Below are 12963 nucleotides of genomic sequence, written 5' to 3' on the forward strand. Positions count from 1 at the left end.
GGTTTATGAGCGCTCCTCGTGAAACCATCGCAGCTGTCGCGACCGCTCAAGGTCGAGGCGGCGTAGGCATTGTCCGAATTTCCGGACCGTTGGCGAGCCTTGCAGCCAAGGCCATCAGCGGTCGGGAACTGAAACCCCGGTTTGCCCATTACGGGCCGTTCCTCAGTGCAAACGAAGAGGTGCTGGACGAAGGCATCGCGTTGTATTTCCCGGGACCGAACTCCTTCACCGGCGAAGACGTGCTTGAACTGCAGGGCCATGGCGGGCCGATCGTTCTGGATATGCTGCTCAAACGTTGCCTGGAACTGGGCTGCCGTCTTGCCCGCCCCGGCGAATTCAGTGAGCGCGCCTTCCTCAACGATAAACTCGACCTGGCTCAGGCTGAAGCCATCGCCGACTTGATCGAGGCAAGTTCTGCACAAGCTGCACGCAACGCACTGCGTTCCTTGCAGGGCGCCTTTTCCCAGCGTGTGCATAACCTCACGGAGCAACTGATAGGCCTGCGCATCTATGTCGAGGCGGCCATCGACTTTCCAGAGGAAGAAATCGACTTCCTTGCCGATGGTCATGTCTTGGCCATGCTCGACAAAGTACGCGATGAATTATCCACAGTGTTGCGCGAAGCCGGGCAAGGCGCCTTGCTCCGGGACGGGATGACGGTGGTAATTGCCGGTCGGCCGAATGCTGGTAAGTCCAGCTTGTTGAATGCCCTGGCGGGGCGGGAAGCGGCGATCGTGACCGAAATTGCGGGCACAACCCGGGACATTCTTCGCGAACATATCCACATTGATGGCATGCCGCTGCACGTGGTTGATACCGCTGGTCTGCGAGATACTGACGATCACGTGGAAAAAATCGGTGTTGAACGCGCGTTGAAAGCCATCGGTGAAGCGGATCGCGTGTTGCTGGTCGTCGATGCGACTGCTCCTGAAGCGTCAGACCCCTTCGCATTGTGGCCGGAATTCCTCGAAATCCGCCCCGATCCAGCGAAAGTCACGCTGATCCGGAACAAAGCGGATCTCACCGGCGAAGCCATTGCCCTGGAAATCAGTGAAGATGGCCACGTCACGATCAGCTTGAGTGCCAAGTCTGCGGGCGAAGGTCTGGAGTTACTGCGCGAACACCTCAAGGCTTGCATGGGTTACGAGCAAACCTCAGAGAGCAGCTTCAGTGCACGCAGGCGTCACCTTGAGGCACTCCGTCATGCCAGCGCATCTCTTGAGCACGGCCGCACGCAGTTGACCCTGGCAGGTGCCGGCGAGTTGCTGGCCGAGGATTTACGTCAGGCTCAGCACTCGCTGGGTGAAATCACCGGTGCATTCAGCTCTGATGATCTGTTGGGACGAATCTTTTCCAGCTTCTGTATCGGTAAATAGCCCTTTCGTTGTTCACAGACAGGACATTCGCGCCTGTCTGCTCCCTCCTTTTTTGTAAATTTTCCAGCAGTGCCGAGCTGATTGCTTCTGCTTGAGCGGCTTTTCCGTATCCGGGATTTGCTCAATCCAGGTTTTTCTGTGGATTAAGCCCTGTGAATAACTGCGTCTAAGGGCAGTTGATAACAGGGCCTAAAAACTGAAGATAACCGCCTCTGTGGATAACCACCGCTTTCATCCACAGGCTTAAACCGGTTATCCAAGGGCCTCGTTGCCACATGACCACAGGGTTTTGAATCTCTGTACATATTGATAATAAAGGCCTGTAGCAATCTATCCACAGAAAGGCACCTCAGTAGAAATAAACATAAAAACAAAGATTTAATAAATTTCTCTCTTTTTAATTTCTATAACCCCGACTTCTCCACAGCTGGTTAAATTTTGTGCAAAGGGTTCTTTAGGAAGGACGAAGTCCCTATACTTGCCGACCAGGTCCAGAAACCTGAGCTCAAACCATTTCTGATTACCTAACTGAAGCAGGCACGAGGTGCGTGGTGGATTTCCCTTCCCGTTTTGAAGTGATCGTCATCGGCGGCGGTCATGCCGGTACCGAGGCAGCACTGGCCTCAGCACGTATGGGTGCAAAAACCCTGTTGCTGACGCATAACGTGGAAACCCTCGGAGCAATGAGTTGCAACCCCGCCATTGGCGGGATCGGTAAAAGCCATCTGGTCAAAGAAATCGACGCCCTTGGCGGCGCGATGGCCATGGCAACCGATAAAGGCGGCATCCAGTTTCGCGTGTTGAACAGCCGCAAAGGCCCGGCCGTGCGTGCAACTCGCGCTCAGGCAGATCGGGTTCTGTACAAAGCCGCTGTCCGCGAAGCCTTGGAGAACCAGCCGAACCTGTGGATATTTCAGCAAGCCGCTGACGACTTGATCGTCGAGCAGGAACAAGTGCGTGGTGTTGTCACCCAAATGGGCCTGCGTTTCTTCGCGGACTCTGTGGTGTTGACCACTGGCACCTTCCTCGGCGGACTTATCCACATCGGAATGCAGAATTACTCCGGTGGTCGAGCCGGTGATCCGCCATCGATCGCCCTGGCTCACCGTCTGCGTGAATTGCCACTGCGTGTAGGTCGCCTGAAAACCGGTACGCCACCACGCATCGACGGTCGTTCCGTGGATTTCTCGGTCATGACCGAGCAAGCAGGTGACACACCGATCCCGGTGATGTCGTTCATGGGGTCCAAAGAGCAGCATCCAAAACAGGTGAGCTGCTGGATTACCCACACGAACGCCCGGACTCACGAAATCATTGCCTCCAACCTTGATCGTTCGCCGATGTATTCCGGGGTGATCGAAGGCATCGGCCCGCGTTATTGCCCGTCGATCGAAGATAAGATCCATCGCTTTGCCGACAAGGAAAGCCATCAGGTCTTTATCGAGCCGGAAGGTTTGACCACCCACGAGCTGTATCCGAACGGGATATCCACCTCCTTGCCGTTCGACGTGCAATTGCAGATCGTGCAGTCGATCCGTGGCATGGAAAACGCGCACATCGTTCGACCTGGCTACGCCATCGAGTACGACTACTTCGACCCGCGTGACCTGAAGTACAGCCTGGAAACCAAAGTGATAGGCGGCCTGTTTTTCGCAGGGCAAATCAATGGCACCACCGGTTACGAAGAAGCCGGCGCCCAGGGTTTGCTGGCCGGTGCCAACGCTGCACTGCGCGCACAAGGCAAAGAGGCCTGGTGCCCGCGCCGCGACGAGGCGTACATCGGTGTATTGGTCGACGACCTGATTACCCTCGGTACTCAAGAGCCGTACCGGATGTTTACTTCCCGTGCCGAGTACCGCCTGATCCTGCGCGAAGACAACGCCGACCTGCGCTTGACCGAAAAAGGTCGCGAGCTGGGTCTGGTCGATGACGCGCGTTGGGCGGCATTCTGCAAAAAACGTGAAAGCATCGACCTGGAAGAACAGCGTCTGAAAAGTACTTGGGTTCGCCCTGGCACCGAGCAGGGCGATGCAATTTCCGAAAAGTTCGGCACTCCGCTGACCCACGAATACAATTTGCTCAACCTCTTGAGCCGTCCGGAAATCGACTACGCTGGCCTGATCGCCGTGACTGGCGGGGGTGCAGATGATCCGCAGGTCGCCGAACAGGTCGAAATCAAGACCAAGTACGCCGGTTACATCGACCGTCAACAGGATGAAATTGCACGTCTGCGGGCCAGCGAAGATACAAAACTGCCTGTGGATATCGATTACACGAATATTTCCGGTCTCTCCAAAGAGATCCAGAGCAAGCTCGGTGCGACCCGTCCAGAGACCCTGGGCCAGGCGTCACGTATCCCGGGCGTAACCCCGGCAGCCATTTCGCTGTTGATGATTCATTTGAAAAAACGCGGCGCGGGCCGTCAGTTGGAGCAAAGCGCTTGAGTTCGTTGGTCACCTCGCAACACGCCGAAGAGTTATCCACAGGTGCTCGCCAGCTCGGTGTCACACTGACAGAAGCCCAGCACGCGCAGCTGCTGGGTTATCTGGCCCTGTTGATCAAATGGAACAAGGCCTACAACCTGACCGCCGTGCGCGATCCGGACGAAATGGTCTCTCGTCACTTGCTCGATAGTTTGAGCGTGATGTCGTTCATCGAAAACGGTCGTTGGCTGGACGTCGGCAGCGGCGGCGGCATGCCGGGCATTCCGTTGGCCATCCTGTTTCCAGAGTCCCAAGTGACCTGCCTGGACAGCAACGGCAAGAAAACCCGCTTCCTGACCCAGGTCAAACTCGAACTCAAACTGGATAACCTGCAAGTTATCCACAGTCGCGTCGAAGCCTTCCAGCCTGCACAGCCGTTCAACGGGATCATTTCCCGGGCGTTCAGCAGCATGGAGAACTTCAGCAACTGGACTCGCCACCTCGGCGACGCCGATACACGTTGGTTGGCAATGAAGGGCGTTCATCCGGCTGATGAGCTGGTAGCATTGCCGGCAGACTTCCACCTCGATAGCGAACACGCCCTGGCCGTACCTGGTTGCCAAGGCCAACGCCATCTGCTGATACTGCGCCGCACGGCATGATTGGGAACACAAGCAAGAATGGCTAAGGTATTCGCGATTGCGAACCAAAAGGGTGGTGTGGGTAAAACCACCACCTGCATCAACCTCGCAGCTTCCCTGGTCGCTACCAAGCGTCGGGTACTGCTGATCGATCTCGATCCACAGGGCAACGCCACCATGGGTAGCGGTGTGGATAAACACGGTCTGGAAAACTCGGTCTACGACCTGCTGATCGGTGAATGCGACCTGGCCCAGGCCATGCACTTCTCCGAACACGGTGGTTACCAGTTGTTGCCGGCTAACCGTGACCTGACGGCGGCTGAAGTGGTTCTGCTGGAAATGCAGATGAAGGAAAGCCGCCTGCGCAGTGCGTTGGCGCCGATCCGTGAAAACTACGATTACATTTTGATCGACTGCCCGCCGTCGTTATCGATGCTGACGCTGAACGCACTGGTTGCCGCCGATGGGGTGATTATCCCCATGCAGTGCGAGTACTTCGCGCTCGAAGGTCTGAGCGACCTTGTGGATAACATCAAGCGCATCGCCGAACTGCTGAACCCGAATCTGAAAGTCGAAGGTTTGTTGCGGACCATGTACGACCCGCGCCTGAGCCTGATGAACGATGTGTCCGCACAGCTCAAGGAACACTTCGGCGAGCAGCTCTACGACACCGTGATTCCGCGCAACATCCGCCTGGCCGAAGCGCCTAGTTACGGGATGCCGGCATTGGCGTACGACAAGTCATCGCGGGGCGCCATTGCCTATCTGGCTTTGGCGGGCGAGATGGTTCGCCGTCAACGCAAAAACTCACGCACCGCCGCTGCTCAGGCAACTTAAGGAATCCCCATGGCCGTCAAGAAACGAGGTCTCGGACGTGGACTGGATGCACTGCTGAGTGGTCCGACTGTCAGCTCGCTGGAAGAACAAGCGGTTCAAGCCGATCAACGTGAGTTGCAGCACCTGCCCCTGGATTTGATCCAGCGTGGCAAGTACCAACCCCGTCGGGATATGGATCCTCAAGCACTGGAAGAACTGGCGCAGTCGATCAAGGCCCAGGGTGTGATGCAGCCGATCGTGGTCCGCCCGATCGGTAGTGGTCGCTTCGAAATCATCGCCGGCGAACGCCGCTGGCGCGCGAGCCAGCAGGCCGGCCAGGAAACCATCCCGGCGATGGTTCGTGATGTACCGGATGAAACGGCCATCGCCATGGCGCTGATCGAGAACATCCAGCGTGAAGACCTCAATCCGATCGAAGAAGCCGTGGCGTTGCAGCGTTTGCAGCAGGAATTCCAGCTGACTCAGCAACAGGTTGCCGAAGCGGTGGGCAAATCCCGCGTGACCGTGGCCAACCTGCTACGCTTGATCGCGTTGCCGGAGGTTATCAAAACCATGCTGTCGCACGGTGACCTGGAAATGGGTCATGCGCGGGCTTTGCTCGGTTTACCGGAGAATCAACAGGTAGAAGGGGCGCGACACGTTGTCGCACGGGGGCTGACTGTGCGCCAGACTGAAGCACTGGTTCGCCAGTGGTTGAGTGGCAAACAGGAACCTGCCGAACCGGTAAAACCGGACCCGGATATAGCCCGACTTGAACAGCGTCTGGCTGAGCGCCTAGGCTCTGCGGTGCAGATTCGCCACGGTAAGAAGGGGAAGGGGCAGTTGGTGATTGGTTACAACTCCCTCGACGAGTTACAGGGTGTGCTTGCACACATTCGTTGAAACATTTCCTCATGTAGCGTGCAGTCGGAAATCACTACCTGACAGTTGAATAGGGGCTGAACCGCCCCTATACTCTGCGCGCATTTTGTCGGCACAAATTATGCCAAGTTATTGAATTCTGGCAGCCGATCATTGGGGAGCAAAAACGATGGAGAGCCGCACGCCAAACCGCTTGCCGTTCCATCGCCTGGCAGTTTTTCCGGTCTTACTGGCTCAATTTGTCGTTTTGGTACTGGCCGCCCTGGCGCTCTGGTACTGGCATGGAGTCGTAGCCGGGTACTCAGGACTCTGCGGAGGCCTGATAGCCTTGCTTCCCAATGTTTATTTCGCTCACAGGGCATTTCGGTTTTCCGGCGCCCGAGCAGCTCAAGCCATCGTCCGGTCATTTTATGCCGGCGAGGCGGGCAAACTGATTTTGACGGCAGTGCTCTTTGCATTGACGTTTGCAGGTGTGAAGCCATTGGCGCCGCTAGCTGTATTCGGCGTCTTCGTGTTGACCCAACTGGTCAGCTGGTTCGCGCCCCTGCTGATGAGAACAAGACTTTCGAGACCTTAGGGCGTTTGAGGCAACCATGGCAGAGACAACCGCTTCGGGCTATATCCAGCACCACTTGCAGAACCTGACCTTCGGTCAGCACCCAACTGGCGGGTGGGGTTTTGCCCACACCGCAGCAGAAGCCAAGGAAATGGGCTTCTGGGCTTTCCACGTCGATACTCTCGGCTGGTCGGTCGCGTTGGGTCTGATCTTCGTTCTTCTTTTCCGCATGGCGGCAAAGAAGGCGACTTCCGGTCAGCCTGGTGCTTTGCAGAACTTCGTTGAAGTATTGGTCGAATTCGTCGATGGCAGCGTGAAAGACAGCTTCCATGGCCGTAGCCCGGTGATTGCACCGCTGGCACTGACCATCTTCGTCTGGGTCTTCCTGATGAACGCCGTCGACCTGATCCCGGTCGACTGGATTCCTCAGCTGGCCATCCTGATCACTGGCGATTCGCACATTCCGTTCCGTGCCGTATCGACCACTGACCCGAACGCTACCCTGGGCATGGCCCTGTCGGTGTTCGCGTTGATCATTTTCTACAGCATCAAGGTCAAGGGCATCGGCGGCTTCCTCGGCGAACTGACCCTGCACCCGTTCGGCAGCAAGAACATCTTCGTTCAAGCCCTGCTGATTCCGGTGAACTTCCTGCTGGAGTTCGTGACGCTGGTGGCCAAGCCAATTTCCCTGGCACTGCGTCTGTTCGGCAACATGTACGCCGGCGAGCTGGTCTTCATTCTGATTGCTGTGATGTTCGGCAGTGGTCTGCTCTGGCTTAGCGGCCTGGGCATTGTTCTGCAGTGGGCGTGGGCTGTGTTCCACATCCTGATCATCACCCTGCAGGCGTTTATCTTCATGATGTTGACCATCGTTTACCTGTCGATGGCGCACGAAGAGAACCATTAAGACCAGTCTCGACTAGTCTGATGTCCCACTCGGTCAAACGAGTGGGTGCCCGAACAGGGCTATGAAACGATTTGTTTTACCGCTTTAAAATCTAAAAAACCTAAACCATACGACGTAAAAGTCGGGAGGAAAGATGGAAACTGTAGTTGGTCTAACCGCTATCGCTGTTGCACTGTTGATCGGCCTGGGCGCACTGGGTACCGCAATTGGTTTCGGCCTGTTGGGTGGCAAGTTCCTGGAAGGCGCAGCGCGTCAGCCAGAAATGGTTCCGATGCTGCAAGTTAAAATGTTCATCGTTGCCGGTCTGCTCGACGCCGTAACCATGATCGGTGTTGGTATCGCTCTGTTCTTCACCTTCGCGAACCCATTCGTTGGTCAACTCGCTGGCTAATTACTCGAACCTTCGAGTAGTTGGTGTGATGTGTAACGAACGAGCGAGGTGTTGGCGTGAACATTAATGCAACCCTGATTGGCCAGTCCGTTGCGTTCTTCATTTTTGTACTGTTTTGCATGAAGTTCGTGTGGCCTCCGGTCATCGCGGCTTTGCACGAACGTCAGAAGAAGATTGCGGATGGACTGGACGCTGCCGCCCGAGCAGCTCGCGACCTGGAATTGGCCCAAGATAAAGCGGGTCAACAACTGCGCGAAGCTAAAGCTCAGGCAGCCGAAATCATTGAGCAAGCCAAGAAACGCGGTAACCAGATCGTTGAAGAGGCTGTTGAAAAAGCCCGTATCGACGCTGACCGTGTGAAGGTTCAGGCTCAGGCCGAGATCGAACAGGAACTGAACAGTGTCAAAGACGCGCTGCGTGCCCAACTGGGTAGCCTGGCAGTCTCCGGCGCCGAGAAGATCCTGGGTTCCACAATCGATCAAAACGCGCACGCGGAGCTGGTAAACAAACTGGCTGCTGAAATTTAAGCGAGGGCGATCATGGCAGAATTGACCACGTTGGCCCGACCTTACGCTAAGGCAGCCTTCGAGCACGCCCAGGCCCACCAGCAACTGGCCTCTTGGTCAGCCATGCTCGGCCTGGCTGCAGCAGTGTCGCAAGACGACACTATGCAGCGCGTGCTCAAGGCCCCGCGACTGACGAGCGCAGACAAGGCCGCCACGTTTATTGACGTGTGCGGCGACAAGTTTGATGCCAAGGCACAGAACTTCATTAACGTCGTTGCCGAAAACGACCGTCTCCCGCTTTTGCCGGAGATCGCCGCTCTGTTTGACCTGTACAAGGCCGAACAAGAGAAATCGGTAGACGTTGAAGTGACCAGTGCTTTTGCATTGAACCAAGAACAGCAAGACAAACTCGCCAAGGTTCTCAGTGCACGACTCAACCGGGAAGTGCGCCTGCAAGTCGAGGAAGACAAATCCCTTATTGGGGGCATTGTCATCCGCGCCGGCGACCTGGTTATCGATGGCTCGGTTCGCGGCAAACTCGCGAACCTTGCCGAAGCATTGAAATCTTGAGTTTGAAGGGGCAGCAGAGCAATGCAGCAACTCAATCCTTCCGAAATAAGTGAAATTATCAAGGGCCGCATCGACAAGCTCGATGTGACCTCCCAAGCCCGTAACGAAGGCACTGTCGTCAGCGTATCTGACGGTATCGTGCGGATTCACGGTCTGGCCGACGTCATGTACGGCGAGATGATCGAGTTTCCGGGCGGCGTCTTCGGTATGGCTCTCAACCTGGAGCAAGACTCTGTAGGTGCCGTTGTATTGGGTGCATACCAGTCTCTGGCTGAAGGCATGAGCGCCAAGTGCACTGGCCGCATCCTCGAAGTTCCGGTTGGTAAGGAACTGCTGGGTCGCGTAGTCGACGCACTGGGTAACCCGATTGATGGCAAAGGTCCGCTGAACAACACCTTGACCGATGCGGTCGAGAAAGTTGCTCCAGGCGTGATCTGGCGTAAGTCGGTAGACCAGCCTGTACAGACTGGCTACAAGGCTGTCGATGCCATGATCCCTGTCGGCCGTGGCCAGCGTGAGCTGATCATCGGTGACCGTCAGATCGGTAAAACCGCTCTGGCGATCGACGCGATCATCAACCAGAAAAACAGCGGAATCTTCTGCGTCTATGTAGCCATCGGTCAGAAACAATCGACCATTGCTAACATTGTTCGCAAGCTGGAAGAAAACGGCGCACTGGCTAACACCATCATCGTGGCAGCGAGCGCTTCGGAATCTGCAGCACTGCAATACCTGGCACCTTATGCCGGTTGCACCATGGGTGAATTCTTCCGCGACCGCGGTGAAGACGCGCTGATCGTTTATGACGATCTGTCCAAGCAAGCAGTGGCTTATCGCCAGATCTCCCTGCTGCTGCGCCGTCCACCAGGCCGTGAAGCTTACCCAGGCGACGTGTTCTATCTCCACTCCCGTCTGCTGGAGCGCGCATCCCGCGTTTCGGAAGAGTATGTAGAGAAGTTCACCAACGGCGCAGTGACCGGCAAAACCGGTTCCCTGACCGCACTGCCGATCATCGAAACCCAGGCTGGTGACGTTTCCGCGTTCGTTCCGACCAACGTGATCTCCATCACCGACGGTCAGATCTTCCTGGAATCGGCCATTTTCAACTCCGGGATCCGTCCTGCAGTGAACGCCGGTGTTTCGGTATCCCGTGTGGGTGGTGCCGCTCAGACCAAGATCATCAAGAAGCTCTCCGGTGGTATCCGTACCGCTCTGGCTCAGTACCGTGAACTGGCGGCATTCGCCCAGTTTGCATCTGACCTGGACGAAGCGACCCGTAAGCAACTTGACCATGGTCAGCGCGTTACCGAGCTGATGAAGCAGAAGCAATACGCACCAATGTCGATTGCTGACATGGCGCTGTCGCTGTATGCCGCTGAGCGTGGGTTCTTGACTGACGTCGCAATCGCCAAGATCGGTAGCTTTGAACAAGCGCTGATTTCCTTCTTCAACCGCGATCACGCCGATTTGATGGCGAAGATCAACGTGAAGGGCGACTTCAACGACGAAATCGATGCGGGCATGAAAGCCGGTATCGAGAAGTTCAAGGCGACCCAAACCTGGTAAGCCGCAGCGGGAGCCGCAAGGCTCCCGCTTGCTAACCTGATAGGTGTTACATGGCAGGCGCAAAAGAGATTCGCAGTAAGATTGCGAGCATCAAAAGCACGCAAAAGATTACCAGCGCCATGGAAAAAGTGGCGGTCAGTAAAATGCGCAGGGCACAAATGCGCATGGCTGCTAGCCGTCCTTATGCGGAGCGCATCCGCCAGGTTATTGGTCATTTGGCCAACGCCAACCCGGAATATCGCCACCCGTTCATGATCGAGCGTGAAGTAAAGCGCGTCGGTTACGTTGTGGTGAGCTCTGACCGTGGTTTGTGTGGTGGTTTGAATACCAACCTGTTCAAGGCCCTGGTCAAGGACATGGCGGTAAACCGCGAAAACGGCGTCGAGATTGATCTGTGTGTAGTGGGTAGCAAGGGTGCGGCTTTCTTCCGCAACTTCGGCGGCAACGTCGTAGCAGCTATCAGCCACCTGGGTGAAGAGCCGTCGATCAATGACCTGATCGGCAGCGTCAAGGTGATGCTGGATGCCTACCTGGACGGCCGTATTGACCGCCTGTCCGTGGTATCCAACAAGTTCGTCAACACCATGACGCAACAGCCTACCGTGGAGCAGTTGGTTCCGCTGGTGGCAACCCCGGATCAAGGACTCAAGCACCACTGGGACTATCTCTACGAACCGGACGCCAAAGAGCTGCTTGACGGCTTGATGGTTCGTTACGTGGAGTCGCAGGTCTACCAGGCGGTGGTCGAGAACAACGCGGCTGAACAAGCTGCGCGGATGATCGCGATGAAGAACGCTACCGACAACGCCGGTGATTTGATCAGCGATTTGCAGCTGATCTACAACAAGGCGCGTCAGGCTGCGATCACCCAAGAGATCTCGGAAATCGTCGGCGGCGCTGCCGCGGTTTAACGGTTCAAATATTCAGAGGATCCAGCTATGAGTAGCGGACGTATCGTTCAAATCATCGGCGCCGTTATCGACGTGGAATTCCCACGCGACAGCGTACCGAGCATCTACAACGCGCTGACTGTACAAAGCGCGGCCGCAACCACTCTGGAAGTTCAGCAACAGCTGGGCGACGGCGTGGTTCGTACCATTGCGATGGGCTCCACCGAGGGCTTGAAGCGTGGTCTGGACGTCATCGACTCCGGTTCCGCCATCTCCGTACCGGTCGGTAAAGCGACTCTGGGCCGGATCATGGACGTTCTGGGCAACCCGATCGACGAAGCTGGCCCGATCGACACCGAAGAGCGCTGGGGCATTCACCGTCCTGCGCCAACCTTCGCTGAACAAGCGGGCGGCAACGACCTGCTGGAAACCGGCATCAAGGCCATCGACCTTGTTTGCCCGTTCACCAAGGGTGGTAAAGTCGGTCTGTTCGGTGGTGCCGGTGTAGGCAAAACCGTAAACATGATGGAATTGATCCGTAACATCGCCATCGAGCACAGCGGTTATTCCGTGTTCGCCGGTGTGGGTGAGCGTACTCGTGAGGGTAACGACTTCTACCACGAGATGAAGGATTCCAACGTTCTGGACAAAGTGGCACTGGTTTACGGTCAGATGAACGAGCCGCCGGGTAACCGTCTGCGCGTAGCACTGACCGGCCTGACCATGGCCGAGAAGTTCCGTGACGAAGGTAACGACGTTCTGCTGTTCGTCGACAACATCTATCGTTACACCTTGGCCGGTACTGAAGTATCCGCACTGCTGGGCCGTATGCCTTCCGCAGTAGGTTACCAGCCGACCCTGGCCGAAGAGATGGGTACTCTGCAAGAGCGTATCACTTCGACCAAAAACGGTTCGATCACCTCGATCCAAGCGGTATACGTACCTGCGGATGACTTGACTGACCCGTCGCCAGCGACCACTTTCGCCCACTTGGACGCCACCGTCGTTCTGTCCCGTGACATCGCTTCCCTGGGTATCTACCCGGCAATCGATCCACTCGACTCGACTTCGCGCCAGCTGGACCCGAACGTAATCGGCCAGGACCACTACGACACTGCTCGCGGTGTACAGTACGTTCTGCAGCGTTACAAAGAACTGAAGGACATCATTGCGATTCTGGGTATGGACGAGCTGTCGGAAGAAGACAAGCAGTTGGTAAACCGTGCTCGTAAGATCCAGCGTTTCTTGTCGCAGCCGTTCTTCGTGGCTGAAGTCTTCACCGGTTCTTCGGGTAAATACGTTTCCCTGAAAGACACCATTGCTGGCTTCAAAGGCATCCTCAACGGTGACTACGACCACCTGCCAGAACAAGCGTTCTACATGGTCGGCGGCATCGAAGAAGCGATCGAGAAAGCCAAGAAACTGTAATCCCGGCGCCC

General features: G+C 56.3%; 13 protein-coding genes. All 13 read left to right on the forward strand.

What is annotated here, in order from left to right:
• The first annotated feature begins 5 nt into the window (after nucleotides 1–5).
• Complete coding sequence (gene mnmE / locus J2Y56_RS06515) at nucleotides 6–1376, forward strand: tRNA uridine-5-carboxymethylaminomethyl(34) synthesis GTPase MnmE (RefSeq protein ID WP_007948100.1); 1371 nt, start codon at nucleotides 6–8, stop codon at nucleotides 1374–1376.
• Between the two features lie 551 nt (nucleotides 1377–1927).
• Nucleotides 1928–3820 (forward strand): tRNA uridine-5-carboxymethylaminomethyl(34) synthesis enzyme MnmG, encoded by a 1893-nt coding sequence (gene mnmG, locus J2Y56_RS06520; protein WP_007948099.1) that lies wholly within the window; start codon nucleotides 1928–1930, stop codon nucleotides 3818–3820.
• Complete coding sequence (rsmG, locus tag J2Y56_RS06525) at nucleotides 3817–4461, forward strand: 16S rRNA (guanine(527)-N(7))-methyltransferase RsmG (RefSeq protein WP_310349330.1); 645 nt, start codon at nucleotides 3817–3819, stop codon at nucleotides 4459–4461. The genes mnmG and rsmG overlap by 4 nt, the downstream gene beginning before the upstream one ends.
• 18 nt (nucleotides 4462–4479) lie before the next feature.
• On the forward strand, nucleotides 4480–5277 hold the full coding sequence (locus J2Y56_RS06530; RefSeq protein WP_007948095.1) for a ParA family protein: 798 nt from the start codon (nucleotides 4480–4482) through the stop codon (nucleotides 5275–5277).
• Between the two features lie 9 nt (nucleotides 5278–5286).
• Entirely contained in the window at nucleotides 5287–6159 is an 873-nt protein-coding gene (locus J2Y56_RS06535; protein ID WP_008027541.1) for a ParB/RepB/Spo0J family partition protein, read from the forward strand.
• Between the two features lie 148 nt (nucleotides 6160–6307).
• Nucleotides 6308–6715 (forward strand): F0F1 ATP synthase subunit I, encoded by a 408-nt coding sequence (locus tag J2Y56_RS06540; RefSeq protein WP_007948092.1) that lies wholly within the window; start codon nucleotides 6308–6310, stop codon nucleotides 6713–6715.
• A 16-nt stretch (nucleotides 6716–6731) separates the two neighbouring features.
• Complete coding sequence (atpB, locus tag J2Y56_RS06545) at nucleotides 6732–7601, forward strand: F0F1 ATP synthase subunit A (RefSeq protein WP_007948091.1); 870 nt, start codon at nucleotides 6732–6734, stop codon at nucleotides 7599–7601.
• A gap of 133 nt (nucleotides 7602–7734) precedes the next feature.
• Nucleotides 7735–7992: a F0F1 ATP synthase subunit C gene (gene atpE, locus J2Y56_RS06550; protein ID WP_002555987.1), complete on the forward strand. Its 258-nt coding sequence runs from the start codon at nucleotides 7735–7737 to the stop codon at nucleotides 7990–7992.
• Between the two features lie 56 nt (nucleotides 7993–8048).
• Nucleotides 8049–8519 carry a F0F1 ATP synthase subunit B gene (locus tag J2Y56_RS06555; protein ID WP_007948090.1) on the forward strand — a complete coding sequence of 157 codons (471 nt, stop codon included), beginning with the start codon at nucleotides 8049–8051 and terminating at the stop codon, nucleotides 8517–8519.
• A gap of 12 nt (nucleotides 8520–8531) precedes the next feature.
• Nucleotides 8532–9068: a F0F1 ATP synthase subunit delta gene (locus J2Y56_RS06560; protein ID WP_007948089.1), complete on the forward strand. Its 537-nt coding sequence runs from the start codon at nucleotides 8532–8534 to the stop codon at nucleotides 9066–9068.
• 21 nt (nucleotides 9069–9089) lie between these two features.
• Nucleotides 9090–10634, forward strand: coding sequence for a F0F1 ATP synthase subunit alpha (gene atpA, locus J2Y56_RS06565; RefSeq protein ID WP_007948088.1), 1545 nt, complete (start codon nucleotides 9090–9092; stop codon nucleotides 10632–10634).
• 50 nt (nucleotides 10635–10684) lie between these two features.
• Nucleotides 10685–11545 carry a F0F1 ATP synthase subunit gamma gene (atpG, locus tag J2Y56_RS06570; RefSeq protein ID WP_007948087.1) on the forward strand — a complete coding sequence of 287 codons (861 nt, stop codon included), beginning with the start codon at nucleotides 10685–10687 and terminating at the stop codon, nucleotides 11543–11545.
• A 27-nt stretch (nucleotides 11546–11572) separates the two neighbouring features.
• Nucleotides 11573–12952 carry a F0F1 ATP synthase subunit beta gene (gene atpD / locus J2Y56_RS06575; protein ID WP_007948086.1) on the forward strand — a complete coding sequence of 460 codons (1380 nt, stop codon included), beginning with the start codon at nucleotides 11573–11575 and terminating at the stop codon, nucleotides 12950–12952.
• The last annotated feature ends 11 nt before the right edge of the window (nucleotides 12953–12963 follow it).

Source organism: Pseudomonas sp. BE134 (genome assembly GCF_031456105.1).
GTDB lineage: Bacteria > Pseudomonadota > Gammaproteobacteria > Pseudomonadales > Pseudomonadaceae > Aquipseudomonas.

Coding starts and splice junctions, on each gene's coding strand:
- mnmE (WP_007948100.1), top strand. CDS start 6: ATGAGCGCTCCTCGTGAAACCATCGCAGCTGTCGCGACCGCTCAAGGT.
- J2Y56_RS06530 (WP_007948095.1), top strand. CDS start 4,480: ATGGCTAAGGTATTCGCGATTGCGAACCAAAAGGGTGGTGTGGGTAAA.
- J2Y56_RS06535 (WP_008027541.1), top strand. CDS start 5,287: ATGGCCGTCAAGAAACGAGGTCTCGGACGTGGACTGGATGCACTGCTG.
- J2Y56_RS06540 (WP_007948092.1), top strand. CDS start 6,308: ATGGAGAGCCGCACGCCAAACCGCTTGCCGTTCCATCGCCTGGCAGTT.
- atpB (WP_007948091.1), top strand. CDS start 6,732: ATGGCAGAGACAACCGCTTCGGGCTATATCCAGCACCACTTGCAGAAC.
- atpE (WP_002555987.1), top strand. CDS start 7,735: ATGGAAACTGTAGTTGGTCTAACCGCTATCGCTGTTGCACTGTTGATC.
- J2Y56_RS06560 (WP_007948089.1), top strand. CDS start 8,532: ATGGCAGAATTGACCACGTTGGCCCGACCTTACGCTAAGGCAGCCTTC.
- atpA (WP_007948088.1), top strand. CDS start 9,090: ATGCAGCAACTCAATCCTTCCGAAATAAGTGAAATTATCAAGGGCCGC.
- atpG (WP_007948087.1), top strand. CDS start 10,685: ATGGCAGGCGCAAAAGAGATTCGCAGTAAGATTGCGAGCATCAAAAGC.
- atpD (WP_007948086.1), top strand. CDS start 11,573: ATGAGTAGCGGACGTATCGTTCAAATCATCGGCGCCGTTATCGACGTG.